Source organism: Helicobacter sp. 'house sparrow 1', from assembly GCF_900199585.1.
In the GTDB taxonomy this organism is placed as follows: Bacteria; Campylobacterota; Campylobacteria; order Campylobacterales; family Helicobacteraceae; genus Helicobacter_H.
Window position 1 is genome coordinate 17,528 of the sequence record NZ_FZQY01000012.1, and the last position, 18,147, is coordinate 35,674.

Sequence of the window (18,147 nt, forward strand, 5' to 3'; positions counted from 1 at the left end):
TAAGCCTATGCCATGAAGGCATAGAAATTATTTTGCTGGTAATTGTGAAATATACTCTGCTAATGCCTCGATATCTTCATCAGAAACATTCTTCATTTGAGCATACATAATTTTTTTGTTACCACCATTATCAGCTGTTCCAGCTTTATAACCCTTAAGATCTTCCAATAATTTCTCTTTTGAAAGACCAGCAATTGTAGCTTTAGAACCAGGAGCAAGTTTTTGACCTGTTGGTCCATGACAAGCTTGGCATTTTTTGAATACAGCAGGAGCATCTGCTAAACAAAGGCTAGCAATACCAAAAGCCATAAGCAATACGAGTTTCTTCATTATGAAATCCTTCATTTTTATTTTGCCTATTTTGATAATAACTTCATTAGGCAATTAAGAGCAAATTATACTATAAACCTAGGGTGATATGAGATTAAATTTTTACTCTTGAGCTTAGGGCTTTGGATAAAGATAACTGATCGACATTCTCAAGACCTACACCAGTTGGAACACCCTGTGCAATTTTGCTAAAGACAAGATCTAAATCTTGTAGTTTGTCTTCAATAAATAACATAATACCTTCATTTGCTAAAGTGGGAGTGAAGGCAAAAATAAGTTCTTTAATTTCTTTTTTTTGTATTTCTTTTTTGAGTAGATTAAAATCCATATCTTCAAGACTTTCTATCACATAATAAAGTCCATTGTATTCATTTGTTTCTTCAAGAGTAAAGATATCTCTAGAGTGTAAAACAAAACAAATTTTTGTATGATCTCTTGTAGAATCTGAACAAATATCACAGAGTTCATTCTCACTTAAGGCATTACAAAAAGAGCATTTTCTAATGTTATGGATAGCATTTTCTATGCAATGTGCAATCTTTAGGCCTAAAAATTTATTTTCTACCCCTAAAGTATAGGCCATTTTTAAGGCACTTTTTTTTCCAATTGTTGGAATCTGCTCTAATGCTTCAACTAAAGAATTAAAACTTTGCATTCCTTTTTTATATGATTTCATGAAAACCACCACTTCAAACTCAAAGGCGCATAGTATAAGTATTTTTTGATATAATTTCAAGTTTATTTTTGGATACATTCCTTAATACTAGTGTTAATAAAAACAAGGTGATAGAGTTTTGGAAAATTTTGATTATTATGAAATTTTAGAGATTCAAAGAACAAGTGATAAAGAGGTGATTAAAAAAGCTTTTAGGAAAATGGCTTTGAAATATCATCCAGATAGAAATCCTGATGACAAAGAGGCTGAAGAGATGTTTAAGCGCATTAATGAAGCCTATGAAGTTTTAAGTGATGATGCTAAGCGTGAGATTTATGATAAGTATGGAAAAGAGGGGTTGCAAAGCAATGGTTTTAGCGGCTTTAGCGGTAGGGATTTTAGTGATATTTTTGGTGACTTGGGTTCTATTTTTGAGAGTGCTTTTGGAGATTTTGGATCATTTTCTTCTGGCAGAAGCAGGAGTAGAAAAAGGAATGTAAAATTTCAAGAAGATTTTGCAATCGAGCTTCATTTGAGCTTTAAGGAAGCTATTTTTGGTTGTAAAAAAACAATTGATCTTGAATATAAAACATGCTGTGAAAAGTGTAATGGAAGTGGTGCAAAAGATGGTAAGGTTCAGGTTTGCCCACATTGTCAGGGTAGGGGGCAAGTCTTTATACAACAGGGTTTTATGGCAATAGGTCAAACTTGTCCGCATTGCAAAGGTAGTGGTGAGAGTGCTTCAGAATCTTGCAAGGATTGTAATGCTAAGGGGTATCATCTTGTTAAAGAAAGTTTTGAAGTTACCATACCTGAGGGTATAGATGAGGGTAATAGACTGCGTGTTCCAAACAGAGGTAATTTAACTCAAAAAGGTGGCACAAGAGGAGATCTTTATATTGTAGCAAGAGTGGAGGATGATGAGCACTTTATTAGGGATGGAAATAATATTTTTGTTGAGGTGCCTGTGTTTTTTACTTCCATTGTACTAGGTGCTACAATTAAGGTTCCAACCTTAAGAGGGGAAGTGGATTTGCATATACCCCAAAATACAAAAGATTCTGAGCAGTTTGTTTTTAGGGGTGAGGGTGTTAAGGATGTAAGAAGCGGAGCAAAAGGTTCTTTTGTGGCTGTTGTAAAGATTATATATCCAAAAAAACTTAGTGATGAGCAAAGGGAGTTGGTGCAAAAACTTCATGAGAGTTTTGGATATGAGGGGGAGCCTCATAAAAGTATATTTGAAGAGGTGTGTTCTAGAATTAAAAGCTGGTTTTCTTGAATAAAAAACTAGCTTTTGCTAGAATTCTTTTTTTAAAGATCGCGTAGCTCAGTTGGTAGAGCACTACCTTGACATGGTAGTGGTCGCTGGTTCAAGTCCAGTCGTGATCACCATTTATTCTTATTTTCTTGCCTCATAATTCTTTTTTACAAAAAATCTCAAAATACTCTGTCTTTATAGTCTTAAAAGAGTTGATATAAAGTTGCCAATATTTTCTGTTTCTAAGTCATCTTTAAAAGGAACAGTGATAGAATCGCCCAATGATTACACCTGAAATTTTAAAAAATCTCCCAAGTACATTTGGAATTTACCAATATATGGATCATCAAGGCAGAGTTTTATATGTAGGTAAGGCAAAAAATATTAAAAAGCGTGTGAGAAGTTATTTTAGAATTAGTGATGATAGGGTGCTGATACAAGAAGATTTGAGTATGCGCATTCAAATTATGCTTCAACAAGTTGCTTACATTCATACAATTGTTGTTTCAAGCGAGCAAGATGCTTTATTGCTTGAAAATTCGCTCATCAAACAATTAAAACCAAAATATAATATCTTGTTACGCGATGATAAGACTTATCCTTATATTTGCATTGATATGTCCTGTGATTTTCCTAGGTTTGAAATGACAAGAAAAGTGAGGCATTGCAAAGATCTTTATTATTTTGGTCCTTATCCTAGTGGTTGCAGGGATATTTTAGATAGTTTATATGCACTTTTCCCTTTGGTGCAAAAAAAATCTTGTTTGAGTGCAAAAAAGGCTTGTTTATTTTTTCAGATTCAAAAGTGCAAAGCTCCTTGTGAAAATAGAATCTCAAAAGAAGAATATTTAGAGATTTTGCAATCTGCTCTTTTTTTATTACAGAATAAAACAAAGCTACTTGAAGCATTAGAGAAAAAAATGCATGATTTAGCTCAAAAGCTTTTATTTGAGGAAGCAAATACCTATAAACAAAGAATTGAAAAAATAAGACCCTTGACTAATTTTTCTCAAGTTGCTTATCATCAACCCTATAATTTTGATATTTTAAGCATTATAAAAGAAGCCTCTTCTTCTAAATATTATGCAACACTCGTACAACTTTTTATGCGCGATGGAAAGATTGTCGCATCAAATTTTAAAAATATAAAAAGTGATTATGAAATTGATATCAATTCAGTTTATACTCAATTTATTTTAAACCATTACAAAGAAAAGATACCTATTGTTCCACAAGCCATCTTAATAGATTCAGAGCTTGAGAATCAAAAAGAGCTAGAAGATTTTATCTTTCAGAGGCAAGAAAAAAAAGTTCTCATACAAAAACCACTTCGAGGGTTTAAATATAACTTAGTGCAGATTGCATCAAAAAATGCTCAAGAGATTTTTAGACAGCAAAACCACTTAAGTCCATTGCTTTTGGAAGTAAAAAATACTTTTAAACTTTCTCAAACCCCTTTTAGGATCGAAATTTTTGATACAAGCCATCATGGTTTTAGTTTTAAAGTAGGAGGGATGGTTGTTTTTGAAAATGAGAAGTTTGTGCGATCAGATTATCGTCATTATAATTTGCAAGGGGATGATGAATATTCTCAAATGCAAGAAATGCTAACTAGAAGAATTCAAAACTTTGAGAATAATCCACCACCAAATCTGTGGCTGATTGATGGAGGTAGGGGACAAATAAATCTAGCAAAAAAACTTTTAGATAGCACAGGAGTTGAGATTGATATTATTGGGATTGCAAAAGAAAAGCTTGATTATAAGGCACATCGTGCAAAGGGTAGAGCTAGAGATAAAATCTATTTACTTGATTCTATGATAGCATTGGATACAAGTAATAAATCTCTACAGTTCTTGCAAAAACTTCGTGATGAAGCGCATCGGTTTGCAATCACTTTTCACAAAAGTCAAAAAACCAAAGGTTTTATCAAAAAGCTACAATATACGCCAAGTGAGCTAAAAAGATTATTGGATTTTTATGGTAGTTTTGAAAATCTTAATCAAGCCTCAAAAGAAGAGATTTCTAAAGTTTTAAAAAAATCATAATCATTACAATTACTCTGATATAATCTTTATGTACTACAACAATAAAGGAAAAAAATGAAGAAGTTATTTTTTAGTTTTATGGCTTTGGCATTGTTCTCGGGAACTATTTTTGCAATGTCCCTTGATGTGGATCAGGCAAAAGTAGAATGGGTTGCTTTTAAAATGAAAGAAAAAGCACCTGTTAAGGGTACTTTTAGTGAAATCAAGTATAAATTTGGCAAAAAATCAGACAGTATCACTCAGATCTTGGAGGGAGCAACTGCAATGATTGATGGAGCAAGTGTAGATCTTGGTGATGAATTGAAAAATTCTAATGTTAAAAATTATTTTTTTATGAAATTCAACAAGCAAGAGCCTATTAAAGTGACTTTTAAAAATGTAATGGAGGGAGATGATAAGGGTACTTTACTCGCAATGGTGCGTATGAATGGAAAGAATGTCAAAGTTCCTATGCAATATGAAATCAAGGATAATATGTTTGTAGCCAGAGGGGTGTTTGATATTATGGAATTTGGTGCAATGGAAGCATTTAAAGCTCTTGCAACACAATGCCATGATTTTCATGATGGACTTACTTGGACACAAGTAGAGATCAGTTTTTCTGCACCTATTAAGTAGGTTTTTTTACCCCGCTTTGGGGTGCTTTAAAAATAATCACTAAAATAAGCCTTGCCTTCTGGTAATATTTCCTCTAATAAATCAATACTCTTCTTATCTGCTTTTAATCTTCCTATATTTTTCAGGTATAAAGGTCTTTTATAGCCTAAAAACATTGTTGTAAGAGTTTGGATATCGAGTTTTATAATATTTTTACTTTTCTTTTTATCAAAAACTATTTGATCTTTTTGGATTTTAAGATTAAAGGTTTTGTTATTCCATTCAAGTAGGGGGTCGCTGATCTCAAAAGTAATACTCGCCTTTCCAGTTATACTATCAAATGGATATTGTCTAAAAAACAAATCTACATCTACAATTCTTGCCATAATATAAGGGGTAATTGTTTCTTTGATATTGCCATCTTCAAGTAAAAAACTTAATGTTTCATTGCTATAATTAGAGCCTCTTAATTCATCAAACATTGATTCATGAGCTTTTATATAATTCCATAATCCCATATTGGCTTCTGTGTCTAAAAAAATCATTTCTTTAATGAAAAAGACATCATTTTCAAGGAGGTAAACTACATATCCTCTTGGTTCTTCAAGTTGATTGTAATAGATTGCAATCATTTCATCTTCAACATCCCAGCGCCAATATTCATCCCATGCAAGCTGATCTCTAATAAGACAACCATGGGTTTGTTTTGCAAAGGTATTGTGTAAAGAAATTAAATCTTTATCTCCTGCCTTTACTCTCTTAACCCTTCCAAGTGTAGGAATTGTCTTTGGTAATTGATTATCTTTTAGTTTAAAAGTCATCTTATCAGAAATGATCTCCCAGCCGCGAGAACGATAATAGGGAATAGAATAGGGATAAAGACAAGAAATACTTTGTTTGTTTTGGCGCATCTTTATCAACGCTTCTTTCATTAAATTTTTCATTAATCCCAACCCAGAATACTCAGGATAGGTAGCTACGCCCGTAATTCCACACATTTTATATATTTGACCATAGATATTCATCTGCATGGGGTATAGGGCAATTTGCGAGGCCAAACTATTTTTTTCAAAATATCCTAGAACTTGAGCTTTTTTCAAAATAGGGGTTTTGGCTTGTTTGATTTCCTCACTACTCCATCCAGTCTTTAATAAATCATCATTAGTTACTTGAAAGGCGTAGCGTAAGAGCTTATTAAATTCATCTAGATCTTTTAGAGTTAATAAACGTAGATTTAATTTTTTGATAATTTCTTCTCTTTGCATAGTGTTATGATAATAAAATTAATCTAATACTCTTGAGGAGTGGGTATAAATATTACACCTATTTTCTCTTGCAAACCCTATAAGAGTAATTCCTAGCTTTTGTGCAGATTGAATGGCTAATTGTGTTGTAGCAGCCTTTGAAACTACAATTGGAATATCGTGCATCGCAGATTTGATAACCATCTCTAAAGATAACCTTCCACTGACAAACAAGATGGCCTCACTTAGATTCTTTTTTTGCATTCTTGCTTTGCCAACTACTTTATCAATTGCATTATGCCTACCTACATCAAAAGCCTCAGCAATATTTTCTCCAGTTTTATCTATCAAAAGTGCTTTATGGACACAACCTGTTTTATCAAATAATTTATTGTCTTTGTAAAAAATTTCTAGGATATGCCAAATCACATCAATATGAACACGCACCTGTGAAGATATGAATTTTTCAATAATTTTACCCTCAAAGTTACCTGTTACTCCCACGCAACAACCAGAAGTAAGTGTTTTTTCCTTATAAAGATTTATCATATTTTCTTCTTGAATCTTTGCTGATATTTTTACGCTCAAGCCAGAATCTTCAATGCTTACATCTAAAACATCGTCAATATTCTCAATCACACCCTCGCTTAGCAAAAAGCCAATTGCATGCGCGTCTTGATCTTGTGGAATACTCATTGTTGAGAGAATTTTTGTGCCATTAAGATAAAGAGCAATACGCTCTTCCTTAATGACACAATCTGTAGCCTCTTGTTTTTTATTATGCTTACTCATTTTTATATAAGGAATAGAAGCGATAAAATTACTTTTGCTCACTTATAAGTTCCTTGTAATAATAGCTATGCATTAATGCCAATTCCTCTTCTACCATATGACCATTTAAAATAGATTCTATAGCACCTTCAATTGCGAACACAGCCATATAAATGTGAGTAATAAGCATTGCTAAGATACCAAAACCTAAAACATTATGGATAATTGCAACAAAGCGTAAGGTATTAATATCTGCCCAAAAATAATGCATTACCAAACCTGTGAAAGCCATAGTAAAGCCACCTAATGTTGCAAGCCAAAACCACATTTTTTGCCCAGCATTAAACTTTCCTGCAGGGACTTCTTGCTTATTAGTAGAGAGATAACCTCCCATAATCTTAAGCCATCCAATGTCATAAAGCTTAAATAATGCAGGTTTAAACCACATTAAAAACATTAAAACACCAAATACAATAAAAATCCAAGTTGCAAAGAAATGCAAATTTTTTGCGATTCTAATTGGCATACCACCACCAAGTTTATCACCAAAAACCATCATCAAACCAGTAATACAGATGGTAACAAAAGGAATGGCAGCTCCCCAATGCACGATAATGTTGTAATTTGAAAAAACCCTAAATTTTTTACCGTGGTGGTCAAACCTTTTAACCCCAACTAGTCGATTATGACAAAAGAATGCAAAAGGCACCAGGATTAAAATGGCAAAGAAAATGGGTGCAAAAAACTTATTTTGTAAGATTGTAAAACCTTCTCCAAGACCTCTCCAACCTCTAATGCCAGATATCTTTTTATCATTATCATCTAAAGCAATTCCAACACCTTGCATTTGAAGTACACTTCCACCTACTACTCCAGAAGTTGGGGAGTGTAACCCCCAACCTTTAATAGCTTCAATTTGTGGTGTGCCATAGATCTTTTCATTGTAAGAAAAATCTACTTTTTTTTCTTGAGAAAAGCCAATATTAATCAGCACAAAAACTAATAAAAGAGATTTTAACAGTTTCATAAAAACTCCTTTAGTCATTATAAGCCTTGCTCCAAGTATATGGAGTTTCTACAGTGCTTACTCCTTTATTTGTAGCTCTTTGACGAATAATGGCACTTACTTCATCTGATCCACCTGCTAGAAGTGCTTTTGTAGAACACATTGCAGCACAAGCAGGCACCTTACCTTCAGCAATTCTATTTTGTCCATAAAGTTCAAATTCTTCTGGACTGCAAGTTTCTTCAGGACCACCTGCACAGAAAGTACATTTATCCATAGAACCACGGAATGCAAAGACATCGCTTGTTGGGAATTGAGGTGCACCAAATGGGCAAGCATAAAGACAATACCCACAGCCAATACAAGTTTTTTTATTGTGTAGCACAATTCCATCTGCACGGATATAAAAGCAATCTACAGGACATACTTTAGCACAAGGTGCATCAGAGCAATGCATACAGGCAATTGAGATGGATTTCTCTTTTCCAACAATTCCTTCATTTAAGGTTATAACTCTTCTTCTGCTTACTCCAACAGGTAAGTGATGCGCTTCTTTACAAGCTACATCACATCCATGACAATCAATACATCTCTCATCATCACAATAGAATTTAATTCTAGAGTGAATGGGCTGATTAGATCCTCCAGTAGTTAAAGGAACTTGATTTTGTTTTTCATTACTCATATTTCACTCCTTAGGCTTTCTCAATGCGACATAAACCGCTCTTTGTTTCTGGACAAGCTGTATTGTAGTCATAGCCATAGCCTACAACTAAAGATGCTGCCTCACCAATTGCATAAGGTTTAGTTCCTTCTGGATAGCGATCTAATAGGCTCTTTCCACTATAAACTCCTGAGAAGTTTTGGGGTAGGAAGACACTATTTTCATCTACGCGATAAGAGAGCTTTGCTTTAACTAAAATCCTTGTTCCACCAACACCATAGACCCACACATCATCATTATCTGTAATACCAAGATTAAATGCGGTATTTGGATGGATTTCTACAAACATTGTGTGATAGATCTCTGCAAGATATTTTGCACTTCTTGTTTCTGTTCCAGTTCCCATATGTGCCACTAATCTACCTGTTAACATATTGAGTGGATAGTCTTTTTTCCAATTTTTATCCTGCTCAGATTTAAAGCGAACATTAGCACGGAAAAGATCCTTTTTATCTGGGAATGTAGGATACTTACTTACTAGATCTTGTCTTATGGAATGTAGAGGCTCTCTATGTAGAGGAATTTTGTCATACCAGTTCCATACAATCATTCTTGCCTTACCATTTCCATAAGGGCAAACACCTGCTTCAAGAGCCTTTTCAACCAAAATATTATTTGTGCCTGTTGCAAAGGTTGTCCCTTTAACTGCTTCTTTTTCTTTTGCTGTAAGTTTGATACCTAGGACGCTTTCAATATTTTCTGCAGTGATTGCAGGATGTCCTCCAATTTTTGCATTAGGTAACTTTCTTGGGCTTAATAAATCAGTCCCATCAGGAGCTTTTAATCCCCAATTTACTCTAAAGCCCATACCACCTTGCATTACAGGAATCTCATCATTATACATTACAGGCGTTCCAGGATGTTTTTCGCTCCAGCAAGGCCAAGGTAGTCCATAGTATTGATTCTTCATAGGGCCATAACCATTTAAGGTAACTTTATCAAACATGTGCCAGTTGTCACAATGTTCTTTTAAGCGTTTAGCACTCATACCTTGCAATGCTATACTTCGGATACTTTGTGCCATTTCTGTGGTTGCATCATCAGGCCAAATAAAATTATCTCTACCTTCTTTCTTTGCAATTTCATAGAGCGATTTTTGAAACTTATCTTTAAATCCTAATTTTTCTGCAAGATCAAATAAAATTTCATGATCTTCTCTACATTCAAACATTGGTTTCATCACTTGATAACGCCATTGATATGCACGATTTGTAGCAGCTACTGAGCCACTAGTTTCCATTTGTGAAGCAGCAGGTAACAAGAAAAGATTATTTTCTCTGTCTGTGATGACTGCAGCATCATTCACATAAGGATCAATAAATACTACTAATTCAAGCTTATCAAGAGCTTCTTTTGTTTTATCAAGAAGTGAAGTTGTTGAAATACCATTTCCAATAACAACTAAAGCTTTAAGAGGGGTGCTTGCATTATTGGCAAAATTTTCTTCATCTAAAACCCCAAATCTCCAAGTAGATAATGCATAACCAGTTTTTTCCATCATCTCTTTAGATTTAAAGCGCCCTTTCATCCACTCATAATCTACATACCAATGCTTACAGAAGTGCTTCCAAGGACCTTCGCCTAGACCATAATATCCTGGTAATGTATCAGAGAGATTTCCCATATCAGAAGCCCCTTGAACATTATCGTGTCCTCTTAGGATATTTACTCCTCCACCTCTTTTACCAATATTTCCAAGCATAAGCTGTAAGATAGGCATAATACGAGTGTTACTAGTTCCTACTGTATGTTGTGTTAAACCCTGATTCCAAATTAAGGAAGCTGGCTTAGCCTTTGCCATCTCTGTTGCAAGTTTTTCAATTGTTTCAGCAGGTATGCCAGTAATATCAGAAGTCACATCTAAAGGATATTTTTTTGCCTCTTTTAATACCTCTTCATACCCATAAACGCGCTCTTTTAAATATTTTTCATCATAAAGCTTCTTTTCAGCAATGCAATTAATCATTCCATAAATAAGCGCGACATCTGTCCCACTTCTAATGCGCACAAACTCATTTGCCTTTGCTGCAGTCTTACTAAAGTGTGGATCTACACACACGATTTTTGCACCTGCTTCTTTTGCACGCAAAATATGCACCATGCCAACAGGGTGATTTACTGCAGGATTTGCCCCAATAATTAAGATAAACTTTGAGAACTGCATGTCTCCAAGGTGATTTGTCATCCCACCATAACCAAATGTATTCGCCACACCAGCGACTGTAGGTGAGTGTCAAATCCTAGCTTGATGATCTATATTATTTGTTCCAAAGAATGCTGCAAACTTTCTAATGTAATAACTTTGTTCATTGCTAACCTTTGCAGAACCAATAAACATAACACTATCAGGACCATATTTTTCTCTAATATCTTTAAGTTGTGTCCCAATCTTATCCATTGCTTGATCCCAAGAAATTCTCTTCCACTCGCCATTGACTTTTTCAAATGGATAGCGAAGTCTTGTCTCACTTCTTGCTCTATCAATCATATCAGCACCCTTGCAGCAGTGACCCCCTTGAGAAATAGGATGATCTTGAGCTACCTCTTGGCGTACCCAAACCCCATCTTTAACTTCAGCAATAATTCCACATCCTACAGAACAATGGGTGCAAATTGTCTTGATTTTTTTTGAACCAGGATATGCTTCCTTAAGCTCCTGCTTACCTGCCTGTTTTAAAACTTCTTGGCTATTATCATTTGCCAATACGCTACTAATACCAGCAGCACCAGCAAGAGCAGACATCTTCATAAACGCACGACGAGATTGTGCTTTGATATCATACTCATTCATTCTTTCTTCCTTTCTTCCTTTTTATCTTACTTAGCTACAGAGTAGTAGGTTTTCCAATACTGTGTATCACCACTATAGAGTATTTCATCCTTTGTAGATCTTCCTTGTAATACTCCATCTTGTTTTTTTTCATTTTTACAACCAGCAAGTGCAAGCCCACCTATTGCAACAGCAACAGAAGTCTTTGTAGTAGTTTTCAAAAACTCTCTTCGAGAATTTTTTTCACTCATTACAGCCTCCTCTTTTGAATTTGGGGAAATAGCCCCATATAAGATCTAGAAATTTAGACCTTATATGGGGTTACTAGACTTTCTTCCAAAATGCAAAATTCTTCAAAAATATCAAATGCTCTAAGATAAAAATCACTTTCAATTTTTTGCATCAAAGATTTTGAAATTCCATATCTAATAGGTAGGATACAGGTCTCATAAACTACCCCTGCTTTTTTTTCGTTATTTTGTTGTAGTAGATATTTTGCAAAAAGACATAAGATTCCAAGTTGATCTTCATTTTCTTTTGTAAAGTTTTTATCAAGATAAAAACCACCATCTTTTAACAATTCTCTCACATAAACCAGACTTTCTCCACCCATACAACCATCTTTGTAATGGGAAAGATAAAGTGGGATTGTGTGATGTTTTTTATCAAAGGACAAAATAAAGCTTTTTGTATATTCCTGAAGTATAATGTCTGTGTTTTCTTGTAATTTTTTCTCTAAAAAATCAAATGCTATTTGTGATTTTTCACCTAAGGGATATTGCTTTAAAATACCAACTTGTTGCTTGAGATTTTCTTGATTTTTTTGCAATAACTCATACAAAAAAAGATTTGCAAAAAAATCATAATACACAACTCTAGCACCAATGATTCTAGTACCTAAACTTTTTTGTTCTATCATACCTAAGCTCCAAACATCACCTTAACCTTACAGGTTTCACAGCACTCAAGTGATCTTATTTTTTTCTTATCATCACCAAAAAGAGGTAACATCATATTTTTGATTTTTTCTATGGATTTTGTAGTAGCAAAAACCTTTCCACATTCTACACACCTAAAGCCTGTGTCTTTTGCCATTACATTGTTGCTAAACCAATTTTCTTGAAGTCTTAAAACACCAAAATTTGTGCTAATGGCATTCTCAGGACAAGAATCTACACAATAGTTGCAAGTAGTACAGAGGCTGGGATTATGTAAAAGTGAAAAGTCTCCTGTGCTTAAGCTTTGGACATTGCAAGCACCAATACAGCCCATGCACAAAGTGCATTTTTCTTTATCAATATAAACTTCTCCATATGTATTACCTGTGGTTTGTATCTCTCCAAAATCTCTATCTTTAACCATAAAGCGCAATCTTTCAGAAAAAATATGTCGTAATTCTTCTTTTTGGTCTTGATGATAGGTATAAAAAAACTCCTCTTGTATATCTGCTTGAGAAATAGCCTCTTGTAAAAATTGCTCATCTTGAACTAGAAAAATAGCCCTTTTCTGATAGATTCTCTCAAAAATTTCATTAATAAGCTCTACGCTTTTTTGCAATCTTTCATTTTTTTCCCGATCAAAAAGAACTATTTGAGAACCACTCTCTTGAATGATGCTTAGTAAATAAACTTCATTGAGAAGATGAGGTTGTATGATTACTAAAGGTAGGCTTTTGTGGAAATCTAGATTTTTTATATTTTCTACTTCTTTAGAGGCCACCACAAGGGGCACTATGTCCTTATAAAGTTTTGCAATTTTAAAAATTGCTTCCTTGCTATATCCATCCCTTTGGATGGCTCCACTTGGACACACCATTACACAGGCTCCACAGCTGATGCAATCAAGTGCTGAAAAGTGAAGTTCCATCAATGTATCATTTTTACTTACCCCAAAAGTAGGGCAAACATCCACACACGAGTGGCAATATCCTTGATTTTGTTTATTGGGTCTTCTGTGATGATACTGACATTTATCTGGGTTATAGTGAATAACATTATGATAGGAATACTCTCCTATTTTAGAATCTAATACCTTGATTAAATCTTCAGGACTTTCGTAATCTTCAACACTCTCGCATCCCATAAAGCGTTTGAGATTTTCATCTTCATAAAAAAGAACTATTTGAGAGTAATAAAGCTTTTCTTGAGAAGTTGTAGATATTTCAAAATTCCCCAGATATCCACCAACTTCTTGAATTTCTTTGGGAGATAAGACTTTAACTTCGTATTTAATTGGTTTATAAGAGCGAAGAAACAAAGCAAAATCTTCTGTTTCTAATCCATCTCCTAATATTAAAACCCTAGGTTTAACCTCTATGCTATAGAAATGAAAAAAATCAGAATAATCTTCAGATATTTCTAGACTTTTTCTCAAGATATCTTGCTTAGAAGCATCAAATTTCTGTGCTAAAATAGGTAACATTGTCTCGTCCTTAACTCCTCTTATACCAAGAGCTTTCACTCAAGGTAAAAAGGTCACTAAATTATACCAAATTAACCTAATAATCTGAGTTTTTTGATTTCTTTAAATTGACATATTGTAGAAGAATAGTAATAAAAACACTCAAGCTAATACCCAGTAGATATGCCCAAAATATAAAAGCCTTTAAGTGCATCAAACTAAATAAACCAATTATCAAGAGCGTATAAGCCAAGATTCTAAGCCAAGAAAAGGATAGTTCTATGCCTGAAATAATTTTTGAGGGCTTATTTTTCTTCTTTTGGTTTTTGTCAGTCTGATTTATTAAATTTGCTTTGTGTTGAACATATTTTTTTATGGCAAGAAAGTTTGCAATTGCAACAAGTAAAAAACTTATATAACCTATTTCAAAGTTATAAATCTCAAGGTAATTTTGTGAATATGCAAATAGTCCTAATGCTCCAAGTAAATTAACCAATAGGATAATAAGCAGACATTGTATTTTACACATCTTTTTTTTCCTGTTTTTTATCTTGATGGTAGGTATATTTTATGTCTTCAGAAAGTTCTTTTAAATCCCTTTGAGATCTTTTATAAGCTTTGTAAATATTTAAAAATCCTGCACTAACACCCCAAAATACGCCTAACCAAAGGAGCCAATAAATACCAGTAAGGTTCTTTAATAAAACCCCAATGCCAATACCAATTAAAACAGCAACAACAATTGAAATACCAAGACTTAAGTCATAAATTCCTGTAACAACTTTTTTTATTTTTTTCTCATCCTTTTTCATTTAATAACCCTAAAGACTTCATCTGCACAATCTAAAACTTTATCAATGATATTTTCATTCATCGGTGTACAAATAAATCCTGTTTCAAATTGAGAGCAAGCAAAATACACACCTCTGTGTAGCATTTCTTGATGAAATTTTGCAAATAAAGAGAGATTGCTTGATTTTGCATCATCAAAATTTTTTATTTCTTTCTCATTAAAAAAGAAGCCAAACATACTTCCTCTTACGCAAGTTTGTAGTGCAATATCATAGGTATTGGCAAGTTTCAATAATCCTTGTGTAAGTTTTAATCCTAGTTTTTCCATTTCATCATAAATATGTGGATTGTGTTCAATTTTGCATAATGTTGCAAGTCCGGCAGAAACTGCTATAGGATTTCCACTAAGTGTTCCTGCTTGATAGACTCCTCCACAAGGCGAAAGTAAGCTCATGATTTCTTCTTTTCCTCCAAAAGCTGCTAATGGCATACCCCCACCAATTACCTTTCCAAAAGTAAAGAGATCAGGCAATACATCGCTATAAGCTTGAATCCCATTCTTTGCAGCTCTAAATCCGCTCATTACTTCATCAAAAATCAAAACCGCATTGTATTGATTGCAAATTTCTCTTAAGTTTTTTAAAAACTCTAAATCAGCAGGAACTAATCCCATATTTCCAGCAATAGGCTCAATAATAACACAACCAATATTTCCATTTTTAAAGCAAGCTTCTACAGAATCTATATCATTGTATCTTGCAACAAAAGTATGTTTGCTTAAATCTTTTGGCACCCCTAAGGAACTTGGATTTCCAAATGTGGCACATCCGCTCCCAGCACTTACTAATAAGCTATCGCTATGTCCGTGATAGCAACCATCAAACTTTAAAATATCATCCTTTTTACTAAAGGCTCTAGCAAGACGTATGGCACTCATAACCGCTTCTGTTCCAGAGCTTACTAATCGAATCTTATCAATCCCATCATAAAATGAAATAATCATTTTTGCTAAAGTGGTTTCTTTTTCTGTTGGAGCGCCAAAACTCAAGCCATCTTGTATTGCTTCCATCACAATATTTTGGGTGTCTTGATCGCAATGTCCAAAAATTAAAGGTCCCCAACTTTGAACAAAATCAATATAATGATTATTATCTACATCAATAAGCTCAAAACCTTTTGCTTTATGAATAAATATAGGCGTTCCACCTACACTACCAAATGCTCTTACAGGAGAATTTACACCTCCTACAATCACTTGTTTTGCTTCATTAAAATCATTGATACTAAAGCGCAAATCCATTAAAAACTCCATTATTTTATTAATTGAGTTGAATTATACATCATTGATGAATTAATCCCAAGGAAACCATAATAAAGACTTGCTTTCAAGTTTAAACAAAAGTTTTTTTGAAAAATTATCATGAAAAAAATTATAAAAATAAGCTACAATGTTTTCACTGCATTTTTAAAATTTTTTCTAGGGGGGAGGGGGCTTATCCCATTTTCTAATATTTGCTTTATGATGTTTAGAAGTGAAGAATCCCCCTTATATATTCTCAAAAACTTTGAAAATGCGTGATAAAAATAAGGAGTCAATTTATGAATACTAAAAATTATATATTTAGAGGAAGAGAGGAGCAAACTGCTTATATAGTTTCCTCTTCTTCTAAGTTTTTTCAAAATTCTTTCTTTAAACCAGTTGTTGCTAGTTCCTTGGCTTTGTTGCTTGGGAGTACTTTGTATGGAGATACTAATATTAGTAATCCAAATTGTGTGGAAAGTGGTAATTGCACTGATATTACAAAAGACATTAATTTTAAATTTGGTACAGGGGAAAACACACAAATTAGTGAAGATTCAAAAACAGTTACATTTAGTAAAAAACAAGAGAATGTTACTTTAAAAGATACTAATTTTACTGGAAATGTTTTTAATTTTCCTGGTTCTACAATGACTATTAATTTTGAAAATAGGTCTGGAGATGGTGCAGGTGAGGGTATTAATGCAAAAAGGACTTTTAACCTTGAAGCAACAAATGATTTTAAGGGTAATTTGAAAATAATAGGCGGAAATGGTAATAATGAAGTAACCGGTAAGTTTTCTAAAAACTTTGAGGGGAATTTTACAATAGAAAATAATAGGGGTTATGGAGGAGCTAAGGTTACATTTACTTTTGGAGAAGAAACGACAAGTGAAGAAGTACCAGCGACAGCACAAAGTTCAGGTATCTTTAAAGGAGATATTTCCAATAATTCTGGAACTGCCACCTTTACATTTAATAAAGATGGAGAAATCCAAGGGGCTATACAAGCTTATGCTAGTGCATGGAAGCACTTAGGTAAAAATATAGTTGTTTTTAAGGGGACAACTAATACCATTACAGGAAAGATTCTTTCATCAGGTGGATCTAATACTATTACATTTGGTGGCAATAGCGTAGGTGCTGTAAATAGTGAAACTCCTACCAACACAATCACAGGTGATATTATTGCAGATAAAGATGCCCGCTATTATAGTGGAAGCAATACCATTACATTTGAAAAAGGAACTAGCACTATCAAAGGCAATGTTAATGCATATGGTAGTGGTGCTACTAATACTATCACCTTTAATGGAACAACCAATACCATCGAGGGTAATATTTCTACGGGTGCAGCTACTTATGGTGGAGATGGAGCCAATACTATCACCTTTAATGGAACAACTAATACTATTACAGGAAAGATTTTTTCATCAGGTGGAACTAATACTCTTACATTTGGTGGCAATAGCGCAACTACAAATGGTGGTTCTACTAACACTATTACAGGTGATATTGTTGCAGAAACAAATAATCGTCGTCGTAGTGGAAACAATATTATTACATTTGAAAATGGAACAACTAATACAATCAAGGGTAATATCTCTGCATATGGCTCTACTAATACTATTGTTTTTAATGGAACTGGGGCCAATAAATTTATAGGTAATGTCACTGCAACTTCATCTGGTTATGGTGGAAATGGGACTAATAATATTAAAATTGTAGGCAAAGAAGCATCTAAAGACCAAGGGATGGGCCAATCAAATGCTTCAATCCTTGATGATCTTTCTTTCCTAGCAGGTAACATTGAGACAAATAATGGTTCAACTAATAACATAGTTCTTGAAAATAGCATCTGGCTTCCATTAAACTTAGCTGAAGTGATTGGTGGAATACAAAATAGTGATATTAAAACTAATTTATCTAGCCTATTAGAGGATGTTAATATATCTTCAGGAACCCTAACTAATAATAGTGGAACTACAAATGCTGTTTTAAGAGCCTCAGGTTCTGTTTTTAACACTTCTAGTGTAACTCCTATGTTTAATGTTGAAAACAAGAGTGGTAATGTAAATGTTGTTGTGCAGGGTCAAGTCAATATTGGTGCTAATGTTTCTTATAGAGAGAATAAAACAGGAAGCACTACTTTTATCTTTGCAAATAGCAATAATAGCATCAATGATGCTTTTGGTCATCCAACAGATACAGATACATCAAATGATAACTCTGCAGTTTTAGGAGTAACCTAT

The 18,147-nt window shown here is 33.7% G+C and carries 17 protein-coding genes and 1 tRNA gene; 5 read left to right on the forward strand and 13 right to left on the reverse strand.

All coding sequences use genetic code 11. The features are described from left to right. Positions 1-27: 27 nt before the first annotated feature. Complete coding sequence (locus C6H31_RS06570; RefSeq protein ID WP_104698025.1) at positions 28-330, reverse strand: c-type cytochrome; 303 nt, start codon at positions 328-330, stop codon at positions 28-30. Between the two features lie 94 nt (positions 331-424). Next, positions 425-1,006: a recombination mediator RecR gene (gene recR, locus C6H31_RS06575; protein WP_104698026.1), complete on the reverse strand. Its 582-nt coding sequence runs from the start codon at positions 1,004-1,006 to the stop codon at positions 425-427. A gap of 118 nt (positions 1,007-1,124) precedes the next feature. Here recR and dnaJ point away from each other — a divergent pair, with 118 nt between their 5' ends. The 4 genes from dnaJ (at position 1,125) to C6H31_RS06595 (ending at position 4,909) form a co-directional block, all read left to right on the forward strand. Beyond that, a complete protein-coding gene (gene dnaJ, locus C6H31_RS06580) occupies positions 1,125-2,264 on the forward strand; it encodes a molecular chaperone DnaJ (protein WP_104698027.1) in 1,140 nt (379 codons plus the stop codon). Between the two features lie 37 nt (positions 2,265-2,301). After that, positions 2,302-2,377: transfer RNA gene (locus C6H31_RS06585), tRNA-Val, on the forward strand. 147 nt (positions 2,378-2,524) lie between these two features. Then, on the forward strand, positions 2,525-4,291 hold the full coding sequence (uvrC, locus tag C6H31_RS06590; protein WP_104698028.1) for an excinuclease ABC subunit UvrC: 1,767 nt from the start codon (positions 2,525-2,527) through the stop codon (positions 4,289-4,291). A 54-nt stretch (positions 4,292-4,345) separates the two neighbouring features. Then, a complete protein-coding gene (locus C6H31_RS06595) occupies positions 4,346-4,909 on the forward strand; it encodes a YceI family protein (protein ID WP_104698029.1) in 564 nt (187 codons plus the stop codon). Positions 4,910-4,935: 26 nt separating this feature from the next. Here C6H31_RS06595 and C6H31_RS06600 read toward each other — a convergent pair whose 3' ends face one another. The 11 genes from C6H31_RS06600 to hemL all read right to left on the reverse strand — a co-directional run bounded on the left by C6H31_RS06600 (position 4,936) and on the right by hemL (position 15,895). Further along, positions 4,936-6,153, reverse strand: a complete 1,218-nt coding sequence (locus C6H31_RS06600) for a GNAT family N-acetyltransferase (protein ID WP_104698030.1) — start codon at positions 6,151-6,153, stop codon at positions 4,936-4,938. A gap of 18 nt (positions 6,154-6,171) precedes the next feature. After that, positions 6,172-6,966 carry a formate dehydrogenase accessory sulfurtransferase FdhD gene (gene fdhD, locus C6H31_RS06605; protein ID WP_104698031.1) on the reverse strand — a complete coding sequence of 265 codons (795 nt, stop codon included), beginning with the start codon at positions 6,964-6,966 and terminating at the stop codon, positions 6,172-6,174. Then, positions 6,953-7,930 carry a formate dehydrogenase subunit gamma gene (locus C6H31_RS06610; protein ID WP_233709979.1) on the reverse strand — a complete coding sequence of 326 codons (978 nt, stop codon included), beginning with the start codon at positions 7,928-7,930 and terminating at the stop codon, positions 6,953-6,955. Before C6H31_RS06610 ends, fdhD begins: the two co-directional genes overlap by 14 nt. Positions 7,931-7,940: 10 nt before the next feature. Continuing rightward, the gene (fdh3B, locus tag C6H31_RS06615) at positions 7,941-8,594 is read right to left on the reverse strand and encodes a formate dehydrogenase FDH3 subunit beta (RefSeq protein ID WP_104698033.1); all 654 of its coding nucleotides are present in this window, start codon (positions 8,592-8,594) and stop codon (positions 7,941-7,943) included. A gap of 10 nt (positions 8,595-8,604) precedes the next feature. Further along, positions 8,605-11,424, reverse strand: coding sequence for a molybdopterin-dependent oxidoreductase (locus C6H31_RS06620; RefSeq protein WP_104698034.1), 2,820 nt, complete (start codon positions 11,422-11,424; stop codon positions 8,605-8,607). Between the two features lie 26 nt (positions 11,425-11,450). Beyond that, positions 11,451-11,654 (reverse strand): twin-arginine translocation signal domain-containing protein, encoded by a 204-nt coding sequence (locus C6H31_RS06625; protein WP_104698035.1) that lies wholly within the window; start codon positions 11,652-11,654, stop codon positions 11,451-11,453. Positions 11,655-11,707: 53 nt separating this feature from the next. Beyond that, positions 11,708-12,322 (reverse strand): molecular chaperone TorD family protein, encoded by a 615-nt coding sequence (locus tag C6H31_RS06630; RefSeq protein ID WP_104698036.1) that lies wholly within the window; start codon positions 12,320-12,322, stop codon positions 11,708-11,710. 2 nt (positions 12,323-12,324) lie between these two features. Continuing rightward, complete coding sequence (locus C6H31_RS06635; RefSeq protein ID WP_104698037.1) at positions 12,325-13,824, reverse strand: 4Fe-4S binding protein; 1,500 nt, start codon at positions 13,822-13,824, stop codon at positions 12,325-12,327. A gap of 76 nt (positions 13,825-13,900) precedes the next feature. Beyond that, positions 13,901-14,332 (reverse strand): hypothetical protein, encoded by a 432-nt coding sequence (locus C6H31_RS06640; RefSeq protein ID WP_104698038.1) that lies wholly within the window; start codon positions 14,330-14,332, stop codon positions 13,901-13,903. After that, on the reverse strand, positions 14,325-14,615 hold the full coding sequence (locus tag C6H31_RS06645) for an AtpZ/AtpI family protein (protein WP_104698039.1): 291 nt from the start codon (positions 14,613-14,615) through the stop codon (positions 14,325-14,327). Before C6H31_RS06645 ends, C6H31_RS06640 begins: the two co-directional genes overlap by 8 nt. Next, the gene (gene hemL, locus C6H31_RS06650) at positions 14,612-15,895 is read right to left on the reverse strand and encodes a glutamate-1-semialdehyde 2,1-aminomutase (RefSeq protein WP_104698040.1); all 1,284 of its coding nucleotides are present in this window, start codon (positions 15,893-15,895) and stop codon (positions 14,612-14,614) included. Before hemL ends, C6H31_RS06645 begins: the two co-directional genes overlap by 4 nt. A 299-nt stretch (positions 15,896-16,194) precedes the next feature. On the opposite strand from hemL, the gene C6H31_RS06655 reads away from it, so the two are divergent. Then, a partial coding sequence (locus C6H31_RS06655; protein ID WP_158657715.1) for a beta strand repeat-containing protein occupies positions 16,195-18,147 on the forward strand: 1,953 nt, incomplete at its 3' end.

What these genes read in the sequence shown, in the direction of transcription:
- C6H31_RS06645 (WP_104698039.1), bottom strand. Translation starts at nt 14,615, where the DNA reads ATGAAAAAGGATGAGAAAAAAATAAAAAAAGTTGTTACAGGAATTTAT.
- C6H31_RS06570 (WP_104698025.1), bottom strand. Translation starts at nt 330, where the DNA reads ATGAAGAAACTCGTATTGCTTATGGCTTTTGGTATTGCTAGCCTTTGT.
- C6H31_RS06640 (WP_104698038.1), bottom strand. Translation starts at nt 14,332, where the DNA reads ATGTGTAAAATACAATGTCTGCTTATTATCCTATTGGTTAATTTACTT.
- C6H31_RS06610 (WP_233709979.1), bottom strand. Translation starts at nt 7,930, where the DNA reads ATGAAACTGTTAAAATCTCTTTTATTAGTTTTTGTGCTGATTAATATT.
- C6H31_RS06595 (WP_104698029.1), top strand. Translation starts at nt 4,346, where the DNA reads ATGAAGAAGTTATTTTTTAGTTTTATGGCTTTGGCATTGTTCTCGGGA.
- recR (WP_104698026.1), bottom strand. Translation starts at nt 1,006, where the DNA reads ATGAAATCATATAAAAAAGGAATGCAAAGTTTTAATTCTTTAGTTGAA.
- hemL (WP_104698040.1), bottom strand. Translation starts at nt 15,895, where the DNA reads ATGGATTTGCGCTTTAGTATCAATGATTTTAATGAAGCAAAACAAGTG.
- C6H31_RS06635 (WP_104698037.1), bottom strand. Translation starts at nt 13,824, where the DNA reads ATGTTACCTATTTTAGCACAGAAATTTGATGCTTCTAAGCAAGATATC.
- uvrC (WP_104698028.1), top strand. Translation starts at nt 2,525, where the DNA reads ATGATTACACCTGAAATTTTAAAAAATCTCCCAAGTACATTTGGAATT.
- fdh3B (WP_104698033.1), bottom strand. Translation starts at nt 8,594, where the DNA reads ATGAGTAATGAAAAACAAAATCAAGTTCCTTTAACTACTGGAGGATCT.
- C6H31_RS06625 (WP_104698035.1), bottom strand. Translation starts at nt 11,654, where the DNA reads ATGAGTGAAAAAAATTCTCGAAGAGAGTTTTTGAAAACTACTACAAAG.
- C6H31_RS06600 (WP_104698030.1), bottom strand. Translation starts at nt 6,153, where the DNA reads ATGCAAAGAGAAGAAATTATCAAAAAATTAAATCTACGTTTATTAACT.
- C6H31_RS06630 (WP_104698036.1), bottom strand. Translation starts at nt 12,322, where the DNA reads ATGATAGAACAAAAAAGTTTAGGTACTAGAATCATTGGTGCTAGAGTT.